The sequence below is a fragment of the Hydrogenophaga aromaticivorans genome, assembly GCF_013387465.1.
GTDB classification, from domain to species: domain Bacteria; phylum Pseudomonadota; class Gammaproteobacteria; order Burkholderiales; family Burkholderiaceae_C; genus Hydrogenophaga; species Hydrogenophaga aromaticivorans.
In genome coordinates this window covers 364,395-386,171 of the sequence record NZ_VYGV01000016.1, presented here as the reverse complement: position 1 = coordinate 386,171, position 21,777 = coordinate 364,395, and the positions used below count along the sequence as shown (strand labels likewise).

General features: G+C 66.1%; 24 protein-coding genes. 18 read left to right on the top strand and 6 right to left on the bottom strand.

Annotated elements, in window-relative coordinates:
- Position 1: 1 nt before the first annotated feature.
- The 4 genes from F3K02_RS18965 to F3K02_RS18950 are packed head-to-tail and all read right to left on the bottom strand — an operon-like array spanning position 2 to position 1,831.
- Positions 2-610 (bottom strand): hypothetical protein, encoded by a 609-nt coding sequence (locus F3K02_RS18965; protein ID WP_177137178.1) that lies wholly within the window; start codon positions 608-610, stop codon positions 2-4.
- Positions 611-619: 9 nt separating this feature from the next.
- Positions 620-949, bottom strand: coding sequence for a TusE/DsrC/DsvC family sulfur relay protein (locus F3K02_RS18960; RefSeq protein WP_177137177.1), 330 nt, complete (start codon positions 947-949; stop codon positions 620-622).
- A 37-nt stretch (positions 950-986) separates the two neighbouring features.
- Complete coding sequence (gene cas6 / locus F3K02_RS18955) at positions 987-1,607, bottom strand: type I-MYXAN CRISPR-associated protein Cas6/Cmx6 (protein ID WP_177137176.1); 621 nt, start codon at positions 1,605-1,607, stop codon at positions 987-989.
- The gene (locus tag F3K02_RS18950) at positions 1,604-1,831 is read right to left on the bottom strand and encodes a DUF6967 family protein (RefSeq protein WP_177137175.1); all 228 of its coding nucleotides are present in this window, start codon (positions 1,829-1,831) and stop codon (positions 1,604-1,606) included. Before F3K02_RS18950 ends, cas6 begins: the two co-directional genes overlap by 4 nt.
- A 329-nt stretch (positions 1,832-2,160) precedes the next feature.
- Here F3K02_RS18950 and dsrA point away from each other — a divergent pair, with 329 nt between their 5' ends.
- The 16 genes from dsrA to cobA all read left to right on the top strand — a co-directional run bounded on the left by dsrA (position 2,161) and on the right by cobA (position 15,887).
- A complete protein-coding gene (gene dsrA / locus F3K02_RS18945; protein WP_177137174.1) occupies positions 2,161-3,459 on the top strand; it encodes a dissimilatory-type sulfite reductase subunit alpha in 1,299 nt (432 codons plus the stop codon).
- A gap of 63 nt (positions 3,460-3,522) precedes the next feature.
- Entirely contained in the window at positions 3,523-4,593 is a 1,071-nt protein-coding gene (gene dsrB / locus F3K02_RS18940) for a dissimilatory-type sulfite reductase subunit beta (protein WP_177137173.1), read from the top strand.
- 22 nt (positions 4,594-4,615) lie between these two features.
- On the top strand, positions 4,616-4,975 hold the full coding sequence (tusD, locus tag F3K02_RS18935) for a sulfurtransferase complex subunit TusD (protein WP_177137172.1): 360 nt from the start codon (positions 4,616-4,618) through the stop codon (positions 4,973-4,975).
- A 1-nt stretch (position 4,976) separates the two neighbouring features.
- Entirely contained in the window at positions 4,977-5,333 is a 357-nt protein-coding gene (gene tusC / locus F3K02_RS18930) for a sulfurtransferase complex subunit TusC (protein WP_177137171.1), read from the top strand.
- A gap of 10 nt (positions 5,334-5,343) precedes the next feature.
- Entirely contained in the window at positions 5,344-5,643 is a 300-nt protein-coding gene (gene tusB, locus F3K02_RS18925) for a sulfurtransferase complex subunit TusB (RefSeq protein WP_177137170.1), read from the top strand.
- 47 nt (positions 5,644-5,690) lie between these two features.
- Positions 5,691-6,023, top strand: a complete 333-nt coding sequence (locus F3K02_RS18920; RefSeq protein WP_177137169.1) for a TusE/DsrC/DsvC family sulfur relay protein — start codon at positions 5,691-5,693, stop codon at positions 6,021-6,023.
- 76 nt (positions 6,024-6,099) lie between these two features.
- A complete protein-coding gene (locus F3K02_RS18915) occupies positions 6,100-6,828 on the top strand; it encodes a respiratory nitrate reductase subunit gamma (protein WP_177137168.1) in 729 nt (242 codons plus the stop codon).
- An 18-nt stretch (positions 6,829-6,846) separates the two neighbouring features.
- Positions 6,847-8,376, top strand: a complete 1,530-nt coding sequence (dsrK, locus tag F3K02_RS18910; RefSeq protein ID WP_177137167.1) for a sulfate reduction electron transfer complex DsrMKJOP subunit DsrK — start codon at positions 6,847-6,849, stop codon at positions 8,374-8,376.
- A gap of 50 nt (positions 8,377-8,426) precedes the next feature.
- Positions 8,427-10,379 carry an NAD(P)-binding protein gene (locus tag F3K02_RS18905; RefSeq protein WP_177137166.1) on the top strand — a complete coding sequence of 651 codons (1,953 nt, stop codon included), beginning with the start codon at positions 8,427-8,429 and terminating at the stop codon, positions 10,377-10,379.
- 5 nt (positions 10,380-10,384) lie between these two features.
- A complete protein-coding gene (locus tag F3K02_RS18900; RefSeq protein WP_177137165.1) occupies positions 10,385-10,876 on the top strand; it encodes a hypothetical protein in 492 nt (163 codons plus the stop codon).
- Positions 10,873-11,646 (top strand): sulfate reduction electron transfer complex DsrMKJOP subunit DsrO, encoded by a 774-nt coding sequence (dsrO, locus tag F3K02_RS18895; protein ID WP_177137164.1) that lies wholly within the window; start codon positions 10,873-10,875, stop codon positions 11,644-11,646. The genes F3K02_RS18900 and dsrO overlap by 4 nt, the downstream gene beginning before the upstream one ends.
- 17 nt (positions 11,647-11,663) lie before the next feature.
- Positions 11,664-12,836: an NrfD/PsrC family molybdoenzyme membrane anchor subunit gene (gene nrfD / locus F3K02_RS18890; protein WP_177137163.1), complete on the top strand. Its 1,173-nt coding sequence runs from the start codon at positions 11,664-11,666 to the stop codon at positions 12,834-12,836.
- 5 nt (positions 12,837-12,841) lie between these two features.
- Positions 12,842-14,254 carry a cobyrinic acid a,c-diamide synthase CobB gene (locus tag F3K02_RS18885; RefSeq protein ID WP_177137162.1) on the top strand — a complete coding sequence of 471 codons (1,413 nt, stop codon included), beginning with the start codon at positions 12,842-12,844 and terminating at the stop codon, positions 14,252-14,254.
- Positions 14,251-14,625 (top strand): TusE/DsrC/DsvC family sulfur relay protein, encoded by a 375-nt coding sequence (locus F3K02_RS18880; RefSeq protein WP_177137161.1) that lies wholly within the window; start codon positions 14,251-14,253, stop codon positions 14,623-14,625. Before F3K02_RS18885 ends, F3K02_RS18880 begins: the two co-directional genes overlap by 4 nt.
- 15 nt (positions 14,626-14,640) lie before the next feature.
- Positions 14,641-15,039, top strand: coding sequence for an iron-sulfur cluster assembly accessory protein (locus F3K02_RS18875; protein ID WP_177137160.1), 399 nt, complete (start codon positions 14,641-14,643; stop codon positions 15,037-15,039).
- Positions 15,036-15,887, top strand: coding sequence for a uroporphyrinogen-III C-methyltransferase (cobA, locus tag F3K02_RS18870; RefSeq protein ID WP_177137159.1), 852 nt, complete (start codon positions 15,036-15,038; stop codon positions 15,885-15,887). Before F3K02_RS18875 ends, cobA begins: the two co-directional genes overlap by 4 nt.
- Before the next feature lie 13 nt (positions 15,888-15,900).
- On the opposite strand, the gene F3K02_RS18865 is transcribed toward cobA, so the two are convergent.
- A complete protein-coding gene (locus tag F3K02_RS18865) occupies positions 15,901-16,626 on the bottom strand; it encodes a response regulator (RefSeq protein WP_177137158.1) in 726 nt (241 codons plus the stop codon).
- On the bottom strand, positions 16,623-17,825 hold the full coding sequence (locus tag F3K02_RS18860; protein WP_177137157.1) for a sensor histidine kinase: 1,203 nt from the start codon (positions 17,823-17,825) through the stop codon (positions 16,623-16,625). Before F3K02_RS18860 ends, F3K02_RS18865 begins: the two co-directional genes overlap by 4 nt.
- Before the next feature lie 302 nt (positions 17,826-18,127).
- On the opposite strand from F3K02_RS18860, the gene F3K02_RS18855 reads away from it, so the two are divergent.
- A complete protein-coding gene (locus F3K02_RS18855; RefSeq protein ID WP_177137156.1) occupies positions 18,128-21,049 on the top strand; it encodes a molybdopterin oxidoreductase family protein in 2,922 nt (973 codons plus the stop codon).
- Positions 21,046-21,774 (top strand): sulfite dehydrogenase subunit SoeB, encoded by a 729-nt coding sequence (gene soeB / locus F3K02_RS18850; RefSeq protein WP_177137155.1) that lies wholly within the window; start codon positions 21,046-21,048, stop codon positions 21,772-21,774. Before F3K02_RS18855 ends, soeB begins: the two co-directional genes overlap by 4 nt.
- Positions 21,775-21,777 lie beyond the last annotated feature (3 nt).

Sequence of the window (21,777 nt, the reverse complement as noted above, 5' to 3'; positions counted from 1 at the left end):
TCTAGTCTCCGCTCATCGTTGCCCGGCGTTTGGGCCGCGGTTCGGTGGACAGGGCGCCGTGCATGCCCCGGCGCACCATCTCCAGCGCCTCCGGCACCTCGACGGCCATCAGCTGGTCTTTGACCCAGTGCCGGTCCTTGGCCGGCATGACGCCCTCGATGCGGCTGCCCAGGTAGCGCACAAAACCGAAGTCCGGCCCGTCGGGGCCGTGCCCGTAGTCGGCATAGGCCTCGCCGAGTTCGTTGTGGAAATCGATGAACTGGTTGCGCCAGCTGTCCGCACCCTCGGGCGGCGGCCCCATCCATTCCTGCTCGCTTTCCTCCAGGATCTCGGCCACACGGCGCACCAGCGCACCGGTGAACTCGCCGCGCTGTTCCGCGCCCATGCGCTCGAACGCCATGCGGTCCACCACCTGCAGCAGAAAGCCCAGGATCTCGCGCATGAAGGCGAAATACTGCGGGCCCACGTCGATGTCGAAACGGGCCTCGCGCATCTGCTTGACCATGTTCTGCGTCACGCGCCAGACGATGAAGGCCACGACGCTCGCGGTCTCCTTCGCGGACTTCGGTCGACCGTTGTCAAACCACTGGTTCTTGATACGCAGGGCCATGCGAACGTCTCAATATCCGCCCTTGCCAAGCGGCTGCGGCAGCCCTGCGACCTTGGCCGCCTGTTTGGCCGGCCCGAGCGGAAACAGGTCGTACAGGTACTTGCTGTCCACTCCCTGGCGGATCTCGCTGTAGCCCTTGAGCATGTTGCGGAAGTTGGGTGTGTGGCCGTGCTCGCGGTACTGGTCGCGCATGTAGCCGATGACTTCCCAGTGTTCGTCCGTCAGCACGATGCCATCGGCCGCAGCGATCACCCGCACCGCCTCTTCGCTGTAGTCGGGTTCGAGCAGGTAGCCCTCGGCATCCGTCTCAAGTTCAACGCCATTGATGTGGTAGCCCATGCTGGTGTCTCCGTGTTGGGGGTTGAAGAAATTGAAGCTATTCACCGACCGCTGCGGCCGACTTGTGCGGCACGAAGATGCCGCAGCCCAGCAGGCGGTGGCGACCGAGCCCGAGCGTCTGCAGGCGCAGCGAATCGGACGCAGTGAGCCCGTGTAGCATCAGGCTGAAGGTGGTCAGCGCACCGGTGGGCCAGGCGTGCTGCTGGCGCTTGCCGCAGATCAGCTGCGAGCGGACTTCCAGGGCCTGCAACTCGCGGTTCATGGCCTGCATGAAGTCGATCTCGTCGTCGCCCTCGGCGGCCACGGCATACGCGTACAGGGTGCGGTGCGGCAGCAGTTCGCGCGCATGCGGTTGACCCAAAGTCACCGCATGGCCGCCGAGCTGCAGGGTGCGCCCGGTGAGCCCGGCCGCGTCGTCGAATCGCACACGCGGCAAGCGCAGCAACAGGCGCGTGCGCTGCGACAGCAGGGCTTCGGCGTCGGTGCCCGGCACCAGCTTGAGGGGGTGGATGCCGGCCAGCGGCGCCTGGTCCAGCCAGGGCATTTCCCGCTGCAACGCAGCCCGCAAGGCCGGTGATGCATCGCGCGGCAGGCTGTGACCTTCCAGCGGAAAGACCATGTCGATCATGGTCGCGCGCAGCGGTTCGTCAAGGCTCATGAAGCTTCCGGCTGGCCAGGCTGTTCGCGCGCCCATTGCAGCAACGCCCGACCCCAATGTTCGGCGGTCTGGGGATCGATGTCGAAGATCGTGAAGCGGCTGCCTTCGCGGATGCGCGTGCGCAGCAGGCTCATGCCACCGGCGTCGTGGACGTGCTGCTGCAACTCGATCTCCTGCCCACCGAGGGGCACCCGGAATCGGTCTAGCGGGGTGATCTGGCTCATGTCTCCGTCACTCCTGGGGTCGGCGCCGGCTGGCGGGCTTTGCTCAACCTGGAGACGGCCGTTGGACATGCCGGAATGGGCTGTCCAACTGCCGTCTCCAAGTTCGTTCGCTATTGGCGCAATTCCGGGGCCGGCAGTCTATAGCCGGGACGGGTGGGGCCGCATAACCCATCTGGGTAGTCCCGCCTAGCCAACGAGGGGGATAGCAAGAAGACCACCCCGGCTCCTACGATGCACCCCACACCGGAACACGGGCCGACAGAGCCCCCGCAATGCCCACGAAGCGAGACCGCCGTTGTCGAAAACGGCACCCCGACAGGAGACAAGACATGGCCAAGAAAATGCACGACACCCCGATGCTCGACGAGCTCGAGAGCGGTCCGTGGCCCAGCTTCGTGACCGGCCTCAAGCGGCTGGCCGGCGAGAAGGACTACATGGTGGACCTGATGGGTCAGCTCGAAACCTCCTACCGGACCCGCAAGGGCTACTGGAAGGGCGGCACGGTGGGGGTGTTCGGCTACGGCGGCGGCGTGATTCCGCGCTTCACCGAGCTCAAGGACGCCGACGGCAAGCCCCAGTTCCCCGACGCCGCCGAGTTCCACACGCTGCGTGTGCAGCCGCCGCCCGGCATGCACTACGACACCGACGTGCTGCGCAAGATGTGCGACATCTGGGAGAAACACGGCTCGGGCCTGATTGCCTTCCATGGCCAGTCGGGCGACATCATGTTCCAGGGTGCCAAGACCGACAAGGTGCAGGACGCCTTTGACGAACTCAATGAACTCGGCTTCGACCTCGGCGGCGCCGGGCCGGCCGTGCGCACCTCGATGAGCTGCGTCGGCGCGGCGCGCTGCGAGCAGTCCTGCTACGACGAGGCCAAAGCCCACCGCCAGGTGCTCAACACCTTCCTGGACGACATCCACCGCCCGGCCCTGCCCTACAAGTTCAAGTTCAAGTTCTCGGGTTGCTCCAACGACTGCATGAACTCGATCCAGCGCTCGGACATGGCCGTCATCGGCACCTGGCGCGACAACATGCGCACCGACGAGGCCCTGGCGCGCAAGTGGTTCGACAAACACGGCATGAACGAGCTGGTGAACGACGTCATCAACCGCTGCCCGACCAAGACCATCCTGCTCAAGGAGGTCAAGGACGTGGCCCAGGGCCCGAAGATCTCCAGCGTGAAGATCAACGACACGCAGTGCCTGGAGATCGACAACAGCAACTGCGTGCGCTGCATGCACTGCATCAACGTCATGACCGGTGCGCTGGCCCACGGCACCGACACCGGCGCCACGATCCTGGTCGGCGGCAAGCGCACGCTCAAGATCGGCGACCTGATGGGCACGGTGGTGGTGCCCTTCATGCAGCTCAAGACCGACGAGGACTACAAGGGCCTGGTCAAGCTGGCCCAGAAGATCATCGATTTCTTTGCCGAAAACGCGCTGGAACACGAACGCACCGGCGAGATGATCGAGCGCATCGGCCTGGTGAATTTCCTCGAAGGCATCGAGCTGGAAGTGGACCCCAACATGGTGTCCACCCCGCGCACCAACCCCTACGTGCGCACCGACGACTGGGACGAAGAAGCCGCCAAGTACATGGCGCGCAAGCAGGCTGCGGCCTGACCGGCGCAGCGCTCTTTTCCCCGCCCGATTTCTTCTCAACCGTCCAACCCGGGAAGGCAACCCATGGCCCAAATGCGTACACCCATCGAGAGCGGCGTGCCGGACAACAAGCGGTACCTGCATCCGACCCTGCTGAAAAACTACGGCAACTGGCGCTACCACGACCGGCCCCGGCCCGGCGTGCTGCACCACGTTTCACACAGTGGCGACGAGGTCTGGTCGGTGCGCGCCGGCACCCAGCGCCAGATGGACGTGCACACGATCCGCAAGCTCTGCGACATCGCCGACACCTACGCCGAAGGGCATGTGCGCTTCACCATCCGCTCGAACATCGAGTTCATGGTGGCCGACACGAACAAGGTGGCGCCGCTGATCTCGGCCCTCACCGAAAGCGGTTTCCCCGTGGGCGGCACCGGCAACTCGGTGTCGATGATCGCGCACACCCAGGGCTGGCTGCACTGCGACATCCCGGGCACCGACGCCTCGGGCGCCGTGAAGGCCCTGATGGACGAGCTCTACACCGAGTTCATCCGCGAGGAAATGCCCAACCGCGTGCACCTGTCCACCAGCTGCTGCGAGATCAACTGCGGCGGTCAGGCCGACATCGCGATCGTGATCCAGCACACCAAGCCACCCAAGATCAACCACGATCTGGTGGCCAATGCCTGCGAGCGCCCGGCTGTGGTGGCGCGCTGCCCGGTGGCCGCCATCCGCCCGGCGCTGGTCAACGGCAAACCGTCGCTGGAGGTGGACGAGAAGAAATGCATCTGCTGCGGCGCCTGCTTCCCGCCCTGCCCGCCGATGCAGATCAACGACCCCGAGCACTCCAAGTTCGCGATCTGGGTGGGTGGCAAAAACTCCAACGCGCGTGGCAAACCGACCTTCATGAAGATGGTCGCCTCGGGCATTCCGAACAACCCGCCGCGCTGGCCCGAGGTGTCGGAGATCGTGAAGAAGATCCTCTACACCTACAAGGCCGACGCCCGCCCCTGGGAGCGCCTGTCGGACTGGGTGGAGCGCATTGGCTGGCCGAACTTCTTCGAGAAGTGCGAGCTGCCCTTCACCAAGTACCTGATCGACGACTGGCGCGGTTCGCGCTCCAGCCTGAACGCATCGACCCACATCCGTTTCTGATCAACGCCGACGGACCCAGCACATGAAATTCGGACTACTCGTCAGCGAGGGGCCCTACACCCACCAGGCCTCCGACAGCGCCTACCAGTTCTGCATGGCCGCGATCGCGAAGGGACATGAGATCCAGCGCGTCTTTTTCTACCACGACGGTGTCAACAACGCCACGCGACTGACCGAGCCACCGCAGGACGATCGCCACATCGTCAACCGCTGGTCGGCGCTGAAGGCCGAACACAACGTGGACCTCGTGGTCTGCGTGGCCGCCGCGCTGCGCCGCGGCATCAAGGACGAGGTGCTGGCCCCGGGCTTTCGCATCTCGGGCCTGGGCCAGCTGGTGGACAGCGGCATCAAGGCCGACCGGTTGGTGACGTTTGGAGATTGAGATGAAGAAGTTCATTTTCGTCAACCGCAAGGCCCCCTACGGCACGATCTACGCGCTGGAGAGCCTGGAGGTGGTGCTGATCACCGCCACGCTGGATCAGGACGTCAGCCTGGTGTTCATGGACGACGGCGTCTACGAGCTGGTCAAGGGCCAGCAGACCAAGGACATCGGCATCAAGAACTTCTCGCCCAGCTACCGCGCGCTGGAAGGCTACGACGTGGAGAAGCTCTATGTCGACCAGGCTTCGCTGGCGCAGCGCGGCCTGAGCGAGGCCGACCTGCTGGTGCCGGTGGAGGTGCTGGACACGGCGCAGATGGCCGAGCTGATGGCGCAGCAGGACGTGGTCCTGAGTTTCTGAGGAGAACCCCATGCTGCACATCGTCAACAAATCCCACCACCAGACCAGCTCGCTGGCGAGCTGCCTGCGCATGGCCCTGCCCGGCCACGCCGTGTTGCTGATCGAGGACGGCGTCTACGCCGCCACCGCCGGCAGCCCGCTGGAGGCCCGCCTGCGCGAAGACGGTTCACAAGTCAGGTACTACGCCCTCAAGCCCGACATGGATGCGCGCGGCATGGCCTCGCGCGCCCTGGACGGCGTGACGCTGGTGGACTACGGCGGCTTCGTGGACCTGGTGGCCGAACACAGCGTTTCGAACAGCTGGCTCTGAACCTTGAGCCGACCGCATTTTCATTCCGACAACCTGAGGACATCACCATGAGCATCGCAATCAATGGCGCCACTTACGAAACCGACGAAGAGGGCTACCTGATCAACCTGGCCGACTGGAACAAGGAGATCGCCGAGCACATCGCCGAAGAAGAGAAAGTCCCTCTGACCGACAACCACTGGGAAGTCATCAACTTCCTGCGCGAGTACTACAACGAGTACCAGATCGCCCCGGCCGTGCGCGTGCTGACCAAGGCCATCGGCAAGCAGTTCGGCGAAGAAAAGGGCAACAGCAAGTACCTGTACGACCTGTTTCCCTACGGCCCCGCCAAGCAGGCCTGCAAGATCGCCGGCCTGCCCAAGCCGACCGGCTGCGTCTGAAGCTGCAGCATCCACTCGGCCTGCCGGGTTGACCTGACTTCCTGACCCCTTCGCCACCCCGACCCAGGTCCATGTGATGAGCGCTCTCTCGATCTTCTTCGCTGCGCTGTTTTACCTGGCCACCGCCATCTTCGTGGTCGGGTTGGCGTTGAAAATCCGGCAGTACGCGGTCACGCCCGCGCCGCTGAAGATCGCCCTCACACCCGCACCGCTCACGACCACCGGCGTGGGCTTTCGCCTGACGCGCGAGGTGGTGTTTTTCGAGAGCCTGTTCCGCTCCAGCAAATGGACCTGGGCTTTCGGTTGGATGTTCCATGCCGCGCTGCTGCTGGTGGTGCTGCGGCATGTGCGCTATTTCCAGGAGCCGGTCTGGCTGCCCATAGCGATGGTGCAACCCTTCGGCACCTACGCGGGTTTTGCCATGGTGGCCGGGCTGGCGGGCCTGTGGGCGCGGCGCTTCCTGGTGGACCGCGTGCGCTACATCTCCACCCCCTCGGACCACCTGATGCTGGCGCTGCTGATCGCCATCGGCCTCACGGGCCTGGCGATGCGCTTCGTCGCACACATCGACATCGTGGCGGTCAAGGTGTTCATGCTCGGCCTGATGCGCCTGAGCGTGCAGCCGCTGCCCACCGACCCGGTGCTGCTGGTGCACCTGTCGCTGGTGGCCCTGCTGATGATCATCTTCCCCATCAGCAAGCTGCTACATGCGCCCGGCCTGTTCTTCAGCCCCACGCGCAACATGACCGACAACCCGCGTGAAGCCCGCCACCTGGCCACCTGGGCCGCGGCCCTGGACAAATAAACGGAGCACCCATCCGCCATGGCCACCGCTGCATTCACCACCCCCAAGCTGAAGCCCTACCCGGTCATCCCGCTGGTGCAGGTGGGTGCCACCTCGCACCTCAAGCCCTTCGTGGCGTCGGAGGCGATCCAGAAGAACCTGGGCTTTCCGGGTGAGTTGGTGGAGGACTGGCAAGCCAAGGCGATCGCCAAGATGGGCGAACTGCTGGGCAAGTACCGCTCGCTGCGCGTCTACATGGACGCCTGCGTGCACTGCGGCGCCTGCTCCGACAAATGCCACTACTTCCTCGGCACCGAAGACCCGAAGAACATGCCGGTGGCGCGCCAGGATCTGATGCGTCAGGTCTACCGCCGCTACTTCACCTTTGCCGGCAAACATTTCCCCAGCCTGGTCGGCGCCAAGGACCTGACGCGCGAAGTGCTGGACGACTGGTACAGCTACTACCACCAGTGCTCCGAATGCCGGCGCTGTTCGGTGTTCTGCCCCTACGGCATCGACACCGCCGAAGTCACCATGGCCGCGCGCGAGATCATGGATTCGATCGGCATGGGCCAGAAATACGCCAACGAAATCATCGGCAAGGTGCACCGCATCGGCAACAACCTGGGCATTCCCGGACCAGCGCTGGAAGACACCCTTGAAGGCCTGGAGGAGGACACCAAGGACGAGACCGGTCTGGACGTGCGCTTCCCGCTCGACGTGAAGGGCGCCGAGGTGCTGCTGATCACACCGTCGGCCGATTTCTTCAGCGAACCGCACGTGGACAGCCTGATCGGCTACGCCAAGGTGTTCCATGCGGCGGGCGTCAGCTGGACGCTCTCCAGCATGGCCAGCGAAGCGGGCAACTTCGGCATGTTCATCGGCAACTACGAACAGCTGCGCAAGATCGCGCTGCGCATCCGCGAGGCCGCGCTGGAGCTGGGCGTGAAACGCATCGTGGTCGGTGAATGCGGCCACGCCTGGCGCGTGGCCTACAGCTTCTGGAACACGCTGGTGGGCATCGGTGCCGGCGGCAAGGACCCGTTCGCCATCGAGCTGCAGAACCAGCTCGACCACCGCTACAAGCAGCCCATGCACATCTGCGAGTTCACGCACGACCTGATCGTGCGCGGTGCGCTGCAGTTCGACAAGGAAAAGAACGACAACCGCATCATCACCTTCCACGACTCGTGCAACGTGGCGCGCGCTTCGCGCATGGGCGACTTTGCGGGCGGCCAGTTCACCATCCCGCGCGACATCATCAAAGCGGTGGCCAACAACTTTCACGACATGGCGCCCGGGACCATCCATGAAAGCACCTTCTGCTGCGGCGGCGGTGGAGGCCTGCTGACCGACGACCTGCTGGAGCTGCGCGTCAAGGGCGCCCTGCCCCGCATGGAAGCGCTGAAGAACGTGGTGGACGAACACGGCGTGAACTTCATGGCCACCATCTGCGCCATCTGCAAGGCGCAGTTCACCAAGGTGCTGCCGCAGTACGGTTTTGACATGAGCATGGTCGGTGGTGTGCACCAGCTCGTGAGCAAGGCCATCCGGCTCGGTGACAAGTAAGCGCGCGCGCCGAAGCCCCGCGACCAGACAACGATCCCAGGAGACAAGACATGTCAACCAACCCCGAATCCGCCAGCGTCCAGCCCCTCAACTTCCGGCGCTACAAGGATGGCGACCACAAGCCGGGGCCCTGGCAGAAGCAGATCTTCAACGCCGATCACTCGCACAAGTGCCCGACCTACATCCAGAGCACACCACCCTGCCAGGGCAGTTGCCCTTCGGGTGAAGACATTCGCGGCTACCTGAACATCGTGCGCGGCGTCGAGAAGCCGCCGGCCGGCATGCCCTGGCAGGAATACGCCTTCCGCCGGCTGACCGAAGCCAACCCCTTCCCCTCCGTCATGGGCCGGGTCTGCCCGGCGCCCTGCGAGTCGGGTTGCAACCGCAACCAGGTGGAAGACTTCGTCGGCATCAACTCGGTCGAGCACTTCCTGGGCGAGTACGCCATTGCCAACAACCTGGGCTTCAAGAAACCGGATTTCTCCAGCGGCAAGAAGGTGGCGGTCATCGGCGGCGGCCCGGCCGGCCTGTCAACGGCCTACCAGCTCGCGCTGCGTGGCCACGCCGTCACGCTGTTTGACGAACGCGCCGAGCTCGGCGGCATGATGCGCTACGGCATTCCCGGCTTTCGCACACCGCGCCAGGTGCTCGACGCCGAGATCCAGCGCATCCTGGACCTCGGTGTGGTGGCGCGCACGAACTGCCGCATCGGCACCGACATCACGATGGAGCAGATTCGCGCCGATTTCGACGCCGTGTTCCTCGGGCTCGGCGCCCAGTCCGGCCGCGGCCTGCCGGTCGAGGGCGCGGATGCGCCCAACTGCGTGACCGCGACCTCCTTCCTCAAGGCTTTCAACGATGGGCGCCTGCGCCATGTGGGCAAACGTGTGGTGGTGGTCGGTGGTGGCGACACATCGATCGACGTCGCCACCGTGGCGCGCCGCCTCGGCCACATCGACCAGATCCACGAGAGCGACCGACCCGAGCACGCGATCGCCGGCCACGTGGCACACGACGTGGCCGCGGTGTCGGCCAAGCAGGGCGCGGACGTGACGCTGACCTCCATCTTCGCGGTGGACAAGATGCAGGCCTCGCGCCACGAGGTCGAACACGCGCTGTCCGAAGGCATCGCCATCCGCGGCGGCCTGGCGCCGGTGGGCGTGGTGCGCGGGCCGGACGGGCGCGCCACCGCGCTGCGCGTGATCCGCTGTGAAGCGAAGATCGTGGGCGGCAAGCTGGAGATCAAGAACATCGAGGGCACAGAGGAGGACCTGCCTGCCGACCTGATCGTCTCGGCGATCGGTCAGGCGGTGGACTTCACCGGGCTGGAGGAATTCAACAACGGCAAAGGCGCGGTGCCGGCCGACAAGAACTACCAGGTGCAGCCGGGCGTGTTCGCCGGTGGCGACATCATCCGCCCGCACCTGCTGACCACGGCCATCGGCCACGGCGCCATCGCGGCCGAGGGCATTGACCGCTTCCTACAGGGCGAGGCACTGGAGAAACGACCCAAGATCGATGTGCACACCTTCGACCTCCAGCGCAAGATGATCGAGAAAGGCCTGAGCTTCAGCGAGGTGCACGAACCGATCCACGGCACCGACAAAAGCAATGTGGCGATCCACAACTTCGACAACCGCTCCGACCGCTACGTGATCTCGCACAAGGAGCTGTTCCTTGGCCACTTTGCGTACACCCCTCGCAACCGGCGCACCATCGTCAGCCTCACGGCCGAGGAGGCTCTGGGCAACTTCGACGAACGCCTGCAGGCGCTGGTGGAAGCCCAGGCGCAGGCCGAGGCCAAGCGCTGCATGAGTTGCGGCCAGTGCTTCGAGTGCGACAACTGCGTGGTCTATTGCCCGCAGACCGCGGTGTTCAAGGTGCCCAAGTCGAAATCGACCACCGGCCGCTACGTGGACACCGACTACAGCAAGTGCATCGGCTGCCACATCTGCCAGGACGTCTGCCCGACCGGCTACATCCAGATGGGCCTGGGCGAGTGACGCACATGGGCCGTCTGCTTCGCAACCTCCCTCGCGCTGCGGTCCTGTGGCTGCTGCTGGCCGGCGCTGCGGTGCTGGCCGCCGATGCGCCCGGAGCAACGCCGCGTGTGCCCAAGCCGGTCATTGAAGCGGCGCGCGGTGGCCAGTGCGTGGAAGACCCGGCCATCATGCGGCGCGACCACATGAAGTACCTCAAGCACCAGCGCGACGAGACCGTGCACGGCGGCCTGCGCGGTGCGAAATACAGCCTGAAGACCTGCATCGAGTGCCACGCCAGCCAGACCACCCAGAGCGTGGCGGCCACCAAGACCAACTTCTGCGTCAGCTGCCACAGCTTTGCCGCGGTGAAGATCGACTGCTTCGAGTGCCACGCCACCCAGCCCGCTGCGACCTCCGCCTTCCACCCGCTGGTCCATCCCTCCGGCACCACCGCCTTGCTGAGCCGACTGGTGCGCACGCTCGGCGTCGAGAGCCCCTCTGCGAGGTCCCAACCATGAACCCGGTGCCTCCCACCCCCTCGCAGGACGCTGCCCAGCCCGAGCGCCGCGGCTTCCTGGGCGTGGCCGCTGCGGGCCTGGCCGGCATCCTGCTGGCACCCGGCGTGCGCCTGATCGAGATCGCGCAGGCTGCGCCCGCCGCTGGTGCAGCCACGGCCGGTGCCGACCCCCAGGTGCGTTGGGGCATGCTGATCGACAGCACGAAGTGCAGCAGCGGCTGCACCGACTGCGTGACCGCCTGCCGCACCGAAAACGGCCTGCCCGAGAACCCTGGAACAACGGGTTCGCAGTGGATCCGCAAGATCGAGATCAAGGAAATCCGCACCGGCAAGACGCAGTCGCTGCCCGTGATGTGCCAGCACTGTGCCGAGCCACCCTGCGTTGACGTGTGCCCGACCGGTGCCTCGTTCAAACGCGCCGACGGCATCGTGCTGGTGGACAAGCACATCTGCATCGGCTGCCGCTACTGCGTGATGGCCTGCCCCTACAAGGCACGCTCCTTCGTGCACGAACCCCAGACGAAACAGAAGCCCGACGTGCCGCGCGGCATGGGCACGGTGGAGGGTTGCACGATGTGCGTGCACAAGGTGGACCGGGGCGAGCAGCCCGCCTGCGTGCAGGCCTGCAGCGCGGCCGGCCACGGCGCCATCGTCTTTGGCAACCTCAACGACCCGACCAGCGAGATCTCGAAGCGCGTCCGCGCGATCCAGACCTCGCAGCTGCGCGCCGACCTGAAGCTGGACCCTGGTGTCCGCTACCACGGCATCTAGTCCTAGAGAACCAGACCATGAGAACCCGCGAAGACATCCGCAACTTCTGGCTGGTCGCCGTCCTGGCTGGCGCGATCACGGCCGTCGGCCTGGGCGCCGCGCATTACATGGAGCTGCATGGCCACATCGTCACCGGCATGAACAACCAGGTCGTCTGGGGCCTTCCCCACGTGTTCGCGATCTTCATGATCGTCGCTGCCTCGGGGGTGCTCAACGTCGCGTCGATCGGATCGGTCTTCGGCCAGACGGTCTACAAGCCGCGCGCGCCGCTCTCGGGCCTGCTGTGCATCGCCCTGCTGATGGGCGGCCTGATGGTGCTGATGCTGGACCTGGGTCGGCCCGACCGCGTGATCGTCGCCGCCACGCACTACAACTTCAAATCGGTCTTCGCCTGGAACGTCTTCCTCTACTCGGGCATGACGGCCATCGTCGCGGTCTACCTGTGGACCATGTTCGAGCGGCGCATGAACGGGTATTCGAAACCCGCCGGCCTGGCGGCCCTGGTCTGGCGCTTCGTGCTGACCACCGGCACCGGCTCGATCTTTGCCTTTCTGGTCGCACGCCAGGCCTACCAGTCGGCGCTGCTGGCGCCGCTGTTCATCGTGCTGAGCTTCGGCTGGGGCCTGGCCGTCTTTCTGGTCACCCAGTCCACGATGTATGCGTGGGAGGGTCGCGTGCTCGACGGCGCGATCCGGCGCCGCATGGCCCGGCTGCTCGGTGTGTTCATCGCCGCATCGATGTACCTGGTGGCGGTCTACCACCTGACCAACCTGTACTACGCCAGGCAGGCCGCCTTCGAGCGCTTCCTGCTCGTCGACGGCGGCCTCTACCCGCTGCTGTTCTGGGGCGGTTATGTGCTGATCGGCTCGGTGCTGCCGCTGCTGCTGCTGTTCCACCCCAAGCTCTCGGGAGCGCGCTACACGTTCGCTGCTTCGGCCCTGGTCGTGGTCGGCGCGTTTGCTTTCCTCTATGTCTTCATCATCGGCGGCCAGGCCTTTCCGCTGGAAATCTTCCCCGGCCACGCGGTGAGCAGCAGCTTCGGTGACGGCGCCATCGCGAGCTACGTGCCCTCGCTGCCGGAGTTCCTGCTCGGTGTCGGCGGCCTGGGGGCGGCCTTGCTGCTCACGGTCGTCGGCGTGCGCGCTTTCGACTTCATGCCACAGGACGACTTCGTGTCGGCCAAGAACTGAACAACATGGACCGCCTGCTGATCTCCGCCGCCCACAAGTCTTCGGGCAAGACCACGGTCAGTCTGGGCCTGTGCGCGGCCCTCTCGGCGCGCGGGGTGGTTGTGCAGCCGTTCAAGAAAGGGCCGGATTTCATCGACCCGATGTGGCTGGGACGGGCCAGCGCCCGCGCCTGCCACAACCTCGACCCCTACCTCATGACCTCGGAGCAGATCGGCGCCGTGTTTGCCCGGCAGGCGGCTGGGGCCGACATCAGCATCGTCGAGGGCAACAAGGGTCTGTACGACGGACTCGCCCTCGACGGCAGCAACAGCAACGCCGCGCTGGCGCAGCTGCTGGACCTGCCGGTGTTGCTGGTGATCGATGCGCGTGGCATGACGCGCGGCATCGCGCCGCTGATCCTGGGCTACCAGGCCTTTGACCGCCGCATCCGCATAGGCGGCGTGATCCTGAACCGGCTGGGGGGCAGCCGGCACGAGGCCAAGCTGCGCGCCGTGATCGAACACTACACCGACGTGCCGGTGCTGGGGGCCATCGCCGAGGACTCCGACCTGGCGGTGGCCGAACGCCACCTCGGCCTGATGCCGAGCAACGAACACGCCGACGCCGCGCGGCAGATTGGCCTGATCGGCGAGCGCATCGCGGCCCAGGTGAACCTCGACCGGGTGCGCGCACTGGCCGCCAGTGCACCGGCGCTGAATCTTTCACCCATGCCGATGGCTCTGGTGGCCAGTCCGAATCCGCCCGTGCGCATCGCCCTGGCGCAGGACCGCGCCTTCGGCTTCTACTACCCGGACGACCTGCAAGCCTTGCGCGACGCGGGCGCCGAACTGCTGCCGTTCGACACCTTGAGCGACCCGTCGCTGCCCGAGGCCATCGACGGCCTGTTCATCGGCGGGGGATTCCCCGAACTGTTCATGCGCGAGCTGCAGGCCAATGTGTCGTTGCGCACGCAGATCGCCACGTCCATCGCGGATGGCCTGCCGACCTACGCTGAGTGTGGTGGCCTGATGTACCTGGCGCGGTCGCTGCAATGGCGCGGCGAGCGCTGCGAGATGGTGGGTGCGGTGGCGGGCGATGCCACACTGCATCCGAAGCCGGTGGGGCGCGGCTATGTGCACCTGGCCGCCACCGAAGACATGCCCTGGGCCGGTCTGCGGGGCCGGTCCGTGCGCGGCCACGAGTTCCACTATTCCAGCCTGGACGGGCTGCCGGCGGACACGCGTTACGCCTGGCGTGTCACGCGCGGCCACGGCATCGATGGGCAACACGATGGTGTCGTGATGCACAACCTGCTGGCCACCTATTCCCACCTGCGCAGCGTGGCGGGTACCGACTGGGCGCGGCATTTTGTCGACTTCGTGCGCGCCCGGCGTTCGCTGGGTGCTCGCTCAGAACACCTCGAGAGGCTGGCCGCATGAGCACTACTCTCACGCTCCCTGCGGACGCGTTCACCCGCATCCTGATGGTCAAGGGCCACCCGGTCGAAACCGACTCCGAAGGCTACCTGCGCGACCTCGGCGATTGGTCGGAAGATTTCGTGCGCGCGCTCGCCGCCCAGGAAGAACTGACGCTGACCGACGAACACTGGGAGCTGGTGCGCTACCTGCGCGCGTACTACGCCGAGCACGGCGTGCAGGCCCAGGTGCGCGCCATGATCAAACACTTCACGGTGGTCTGGGGTCCGGAGCGCGGCAGCAACCACCACCTGCACGACCTCTTCCCCCGTGGGGGCCCGCAGAAACAGGGCAACCGGCTGGCCGGCCTGTTGCGCACCAAAGGCGAACACTGAAAGGCGGCCCACAGCATGTTCAAACTCACAGCAACGGCAGCAGAACAGATACGACAGGCGGCCCGCGAGAGCGACGCCGAACAACTGGCCTTGCGCGTGGCCGCGCGGCGCGAGCCCGACGGCTCCATCGGCTACGGCATGGGTTTTGACGATGTCGCGGACAACGACACGCGCCTGATGCTGGAGGACGTGGCGGTGGTGATCGCCGCGGCGCACGCCGACCTGCTGGAAGACACCGTGCTCGATTTCGTCGAGCTGGAGCCGGGCCAGTTCAACTTCATTTTCGTGAGCCAGCAACTGGTGGCCCAGGCACCCGCCGCCAGCGGCTGCAGCACCGGAGGTGGCGGTGGTGGTTGCGGCAGCGGTGGCTGTGGCACGGGTGGCGGTTGTGGAACGGGGAGTCGATACCTATGAACATCCGACCTTTTGTCCAGCGGTCGCGCGGCTGTGTCTACCTGGTGGGCGCCGGGCCTGGCGACCCGGAACTGCTGACGCTCAAAGCGGTGCGCCTGCTGGAGCAGGCCGACGTCATCGTCTACGACAACCTGGTGTCTTCGGGCGTGCTCGACTTCGCTTCGCCCGGTGCGCAGCGCATCTTTGCCGGCAAGCGGCGCAACGAACACACCATGCGCCAGGAGCAGATCAACGGGCTGCTGGTGCAGCTCGCGCGCGAAGGCAAGCAGGTGGTCCGCCTCAAGGGGGGCGACCCCTTCGTCTTCGGTCGCGGCGGCGAAGAAATGCAGGAGCTCGCCGCCCACGGTGTGGACTTCGAGGTGATTCCCGGCGTGACCGCCGCCTGCGGCGTGGCCAGCTACGCCGGCATCCCGCTCACGCACCGCGACCACGCCCAGGGTTGCCTGTTCGTCACCGGCCACCTGAAGGACGGCAGCGCCGACCTGGACTGGGAAGCGCTGGTGCGCCCGAACCAGACGGTGGTGATCTACATGGGGCTGAACGCGCTGCCCGACATCTGCCGCCAGCTGATGGCGCACGGCGCCCCCGCCACGCGACCGATCGCCGCCGTGCAGCACGGCACGCTGTCCACGCAGCAGGTGCTCACCGGCACGCTGAGCGACCTGCCGGCCAAGGTGGCGGGCAGCGGCTTCACATCGCCCAGCCTGCTGATCGTGGGTGACGTGGTGAAACTGCACGGCACGCTGCACTGGTTCGACCCGCAGACCGGGGCCGCCAGCCAACTGTCACCCGCCCACCACGAGGTGGAGCAGCCCTTGCCGCCGCTCAACGCGGCAACATCCAACTGAAACGCAAGCGCCGTCAGGAAGATCGGCGCCCGGAGGGGTTCTCCGGCTCGCCGCCCTTGCCCGGATGTTCGGACGAGGTGCGGTGCTCGAACGCAAACACGGCCGCTTCCACGCGCGACCCCAGGTCGAGTTTGGCCATGATGTGGCGCACGTGCAGCTTGACGGTGTTGTGGCTGATGTCCAGCGCCTGCGCGATCACCTTGTTGCTCTTGCCGCGCGCCACCTGGTCCAGCACCTGGCGTTCGCGCTCGGTCAGCGTGTCCACCAGGTCGCGCTTGACCGAGCCCTTCTGTCCGCTCTGCCACATCTGGGCCAGCTTGACGGCCATGGTCGGCGCCACCACCAGCTCGCCGCGTGCGGCACGGCCGATGGATTCGATCACGTCGTCGGGGTCCATGTCCTTGAGCAGGTAGCCGCGCACGCCGGCCCGCAGCGCGGCGGACAGGTCTTCTTCGCTGTTGCTCATGGTCAGCACGACCACCGGCACCTCGATGCCTTCCGTGCGCACCATGCGCAGCACGCTCAAGCCGTCGACCGGACCCAGGCTCAGGTCCAGCACCATCAGTTCGGGCTGAAACTCGCGCAACAGAGGAATGACCTGCTCACGATCCCCGGTGGCCGCGACCACGACCATGCCGCTGCGGTTCTGCAGCAATTCAGACAATCCGCTGCGGCACATGGCGTGGTCGTCCACCAGCATCACCCGGGTCTGCATGGCCTGCGTGGCGGGCGTCGTCATTGTGTGTGTTCTGCGGTGGTGGCGGGTGGCGTGGGCAACAGCAGGCGCACGTGGGTACCACCCCCCGCGTTGTCGCCGACCTCCAGGCTCGCCCCCAGGCGCTGCGCCCGGCTCTGCATGATCTCCAGCCCGAAATGGGTGGGCGCTGCGAGCTCCTTGGCCGAGGTCACGATGGTGGAAACGCCCGGCGCGGCCATGCCCAGGCCATCGTCCTCGACCACGAACTCGAGGCCTGCGGGCGTCTTGTTGATGATGATTGCCGCGTGGCGGGCCATGGAGTGTTTGGCGATGTTGGCCAGCGCTTCCTGCACGATGAAAAACACCTGGACCTCCTGTGCATCGGACAGGTTCAGGTGCCGGACCGTGTTCCGGATCTCCAGCGCGATGCCGTTGCGACCGTAGAAGCCGTCGGCGATGCCCTGGAGCGCGTGCAGCAGACCCAGCGGGTCCATGCGGGTGCGGAAATAGGTCATGACCTCGCGCAGGTTGTCGTGCACCTCCCCCACCGCCTGCTTGACGTCCGAAAAATACTTGATGGCCCGGGTGTCGTCGTGGGCCAGCATGGCGTCGTTCAGCAGGGGCAGGCGCATGCGCGCGTAGGCCAGGGTCTGCGCGATCGAGTCGTGCACTTCGTTGACCATTTCCTGGCGTTCCTTCATCACGGTCACCCGCAGGCGCTCGCGCTCGATCCGGGCGTTGTGCAGCGAGAGGCCCAGCAACTGCCCGATCAGGCGCAGGATGGTCTGCGTCGCTGGCGGGATCTGGACCCTGGATTCAAAAAACAGGTTGTAGATACCCAGCACCTGATCGGCGTGCACCAGCGAGATGGCCAGCACGCCTTTGCACTGCCCGCCGAAATAGTGCCCGCCGCCTTGCCGGTCACAGGACCGCAGATCGTCCACCCAGCCCAGCCCGTCGGCGCCGCCCGCGGTGCCGCACATGCCGCATCCCCGGTCCACCAGCTGCTCGGCCTCCTGCACATGGGGGGGCAGGCCCTGCTGCGCAACCAGCCGCATGTGAAGCCCGTCGTCGGTCAGCACCCGCACAGCGCCCGCCTGGGCGCCCGCCAGCGCGGCGATGGACACCAGAAAGCGCTCCAGCAGCAACTCCAGATCGTCGTCGCCCGAAGTCCCGGACGGGACCACTCCCAAGATGGCGGCGGCACCATCCAGCGAAGGGTTGACTGTGAGCGTGGACATGTCGTGGGTGGAACCCGGTGGGGTATCGGATTGCGAACAAACCATAGTAGTGCACAAGCATGTACGGATACATGCTGAAAACCCCAAGTCGCCTGAGAGCAGTTCCCGCGGGTTCGCAGGCGGTTTTCCAGCGCACCCGGCACCGGCCACGCTACCCATCTGGGTGATGCCGGCTCACCCGTGTCGGTAATAGACGGGGCTGCGCCCCCTGTCTTTAATAAGACCCTACTGACAGTCCGGCCTGTGCGAAGCGAGGGTGGACGGTTGGCATGGCTCCATCTTTAGCGAAAAGACACCCACGCATGTCCGCCACACCGCTTCACGACCCCTGCAGCCCCCCACTGGCGGGCGCCACCACCGAGACGCGCAACACCACCTGTTACATGTGCGCCTGCCGCTGCGGCATCCGGGTGCACCTGCGCAACGGCGAGGTTCGTTACATCGAGGGCAACCCCGAGCACCCCCTGAACCAGGGCGTGATCTGCGCCAAGGGTTCGTCGGGCATCATGAAGCAGTACTCGCCGGCCCGCCTCACCAAGCCGCTGCTGCGCAAGCCCGGCAGCGAACGCGGCGATGGCGAGTTTGTCGAGATCGAGTGGGAAGAAGCCTTCTCGATGCTGGCGCAGCGGCTGCAGAAGATCCGCTCCACCGACCCCAAACAGTTCGCCCTCTTCACCGGGCGCGACCAGATGCAGGCCCTGACCGGCCTGTTCGCGCGCCAGTTCGGCACGCCCAACTACGCGGCGCACGGCGGCTTCTGCTCGGTCAATATGGCCGCCGGCATGATCTACACCATCGGCGGCTCGTTCTGGGAATTCGGCGGCCCGGACCTGGAGCGCGCCAAGCTGTTCGTGATGATCGGCACGGCCGAAGACCACCACTCCAACCCGATGAAGACGGCGCTGTCGAAGTTCAAGCGCAACGGCGGGCGCTTCGTGTCGATCAACCCGGTGCGCACCGGCTATTCCGCCATCGCCGACGAGTGGGTGCCCATCAAACCCGGCACCGATGGCGCCCTGTTGCTGGCGCTGATCCACGAACTCATCAAGCTCGGCCTGTACGACCGCGAGTTCCTGGCCCGCTACACCAACGCCGGCCAGCTGGTGAACCAGGACGATGCCAGCGACGACTTCGGCATGTTCCTGCGCAAGGCCGACGGCGACACCGTCAACCCGCTGCGACCCGCCAACTTCCACTGGTGGGACCGGCTGACCGACAGCCCGGTCGCCGATCACGCCGAGGGCGCAGACCCGGCGTTGCTGGGGCATTTCAAGATGCCCGACGGCACGGCCGCCGTGCCCGCCTTCCAGCTGCTGCAGGAGCGCGTGAAGCCCTACACACCGGAATGGGCCGAGGGCATCACCGGCATCCCGGCAGAGACCATCCGGCGCCTGGCCCACGAAATGGGCATCACCGCGCGCGACCAGAAGATCGAGCTGCCGATCGCCTGGACCGACAGCTGGGGCCAGCGGCACCCCTCGGTCAAGGGCAACCCGGTGGCCTTCCACGCCATGCGCGGGCTGGCGGCGCACTCCAACGGCTTCCAGACCATCCGCTCGCTGGCGATCCTGATGTCGCTGCTGGGCACCATCGACCGCCCGGGCGGCTTCCGGCACAAGGCCCCGTATCCGCGCGCCGTGCCGCCCAATGCCCGCCCGCCCAAGGGACCGCAGGCCGTCAAGCCCGACACGCCGCTCGATGGCGCGCCGCTGGGCTGGCCGGAGAGCCCGGACGACCTGTTCGTGGACGCCCAGGGCCAGCCGGTGCGGATCGACAAGGGCTTCTCCTGGGAACACCCGCTGTCGGCCCACGGCCTGATGCACAACGTCATCACCAACGCCTGGCGCGGGGACCCGTACCCGATCGACACCTTGCTGATCTTCATGGCGAACATGGCGTGGAACTCCACCATGAACACCGCCGAAGTGCGCCAGATGCTGAACGACAAGCACACCGAGGGCGAACACAGCGGGGAATACAAGATCCCGTTCCTGGTGGTCTGCGATGCCTTCCAGTCGGAGATGACGGCTTTTGCCGACCTCATCCTGCCCGACACCACCTACCTGGAGCGGCACGACTGCATGTCCATGCTGGACCGCCCGATCTCCGAGTTCGACGGACCGGTGGACGCGGTGCGCATCCCGGTGGTGCCGCCCAAGGGCGACTGCAAACCGTTCCAGGAAGTGCTGGTCGAACTGGCCGGCCGCCTCAAGCTGCCCGCGTTCACGCAGGCCGACGGCACGCGCAAGTTCCGCAACTACCCGGACTTCATCGTCAACTACGAAACCGCGCCCGGCTCGGGCATCGGCTTCCTCGCGGGCTGGCGGGGCAAGGCCGGTGAGAAGTCGATGCGGGGCGAGCCCAATCCCAAGCAATGGGAGATGTACGAGAAGAACAACTGCGTCTTCCACCACCAGATGCCGCCCGAACACCAGTACATGCGCAACTGGAACCGGGGCTACATGGAGTGGGCACAGCAGATGGGCCTGCGGCGCGACAAGGACCCGATCGTCATCCACATCTACTCGGAATTCCTGCAGGGCTTCCGGCGCGCGGCGCAGGGCAAACGCGCGGGCAAGCAGCCGCCTGAGCACCTGCGCAAACGCGTCGAGACCTACTTCGACCCGCTGCCGTTCTACTACGTGCCGCTGGAAGAACAGGCCACCGACACCGTCAGGTACCCGCTCAACGCCATCACCCAGCGCCCGATGGCGATGTACCACTCCTGGGACTCGCAGAACGCCTGGCTGCGCCAGATCCACACGCACAACTACCTGTTCGTCAATCCCAAAACCGCCAGCGCCGAAGGCATCGCCGATGGCGGCTGGATGTGGGTCGAGTCGCAGTGGGGCAAGGTGCGCTGCATGTGCCGCTATTCGGAGGCCGTGGAGCCCGGCACGGTCTGGACCTGGAACGCCATCGGCAAGTCCGCCGGCGCCTGGAACCTGACGCCGGACGCCAACGAAGCGCAGCGCGGATTTCTGCTCAACCACCTGATCTCGGAAGAACTGCCGCCATCGGGTGCCGGTGCGTCCCTGTCCAACTCGGACCCGATCACCGGTCAGGCCGCCTGGTACGACGTGCGCGTGCGCATCTACAAGGCGCAAGCCGGCGAGCCTGAACAGAGCTGGCCACAGTTCAAGGCCGTGCCCAGAGCGCCCGGGGTCGAGGCGGCCCCTGCCCGCTGGCAGGCCTGGTTTGCCGGCAAAGGGGGACGCAAATGACCCAGCTGGCTCTGGTGATCGACCTCAACGTGTGTGTGGGCTGCCACGCCTGCGTGACGAGCTGCAAACAGTGGAACACCTCGGGCACGGCGGGTGCGCTGACCGACCTGAATCCCTATGGGGCCGATCCGAACGGCACCTTCTTCAACCGGGTGCAGACCTTTGAAGTGGGCGAGTTTCCCATCACGCAGACGGTGCACTTCCCCAAGTCGTGCCTGCACTGCGAAGACCCGCCCTGCGTGCCGGTCTGCCCCACCGGCGCCAGCTACAAGCGGGCCGAAGACGGCATCGTGCTGGTCGACTACGACAAGTGCATCGGCTGCAAATACTGCACCTGGGCCTGCCCCTACGGTGCGCGCGAGTTCGATGAACAGCGCAAGGTCATGACCAAGTGCACCCTGTGTGTGGACCGGGTCACCGACCAGGCCCTGCCCGAGCGCGAACGCAAGCCGGCCTGCGTGCTGGCCTGTCCGTCCAACGCGCGCCTGTTCGGCGATGTGCACGACCCTGAGTCCGTGGTCTCCCAGGCCATCGCCGAGCGCGGCGGCTACCAGCTCATGCCCGAATGGGGCACCCGCCCGGCCAACCACTACCTGCCCCGGCGCAAGACGGAGATGCGGATCCATGCCGAAGATCTGGAGCGCGTGGACAACCCGCTGAAGATCGACAGCCGGCCCGCCGACGCCGCCCACCGCGACCCGGGACACGAAGATTTCGCCACCTGAACC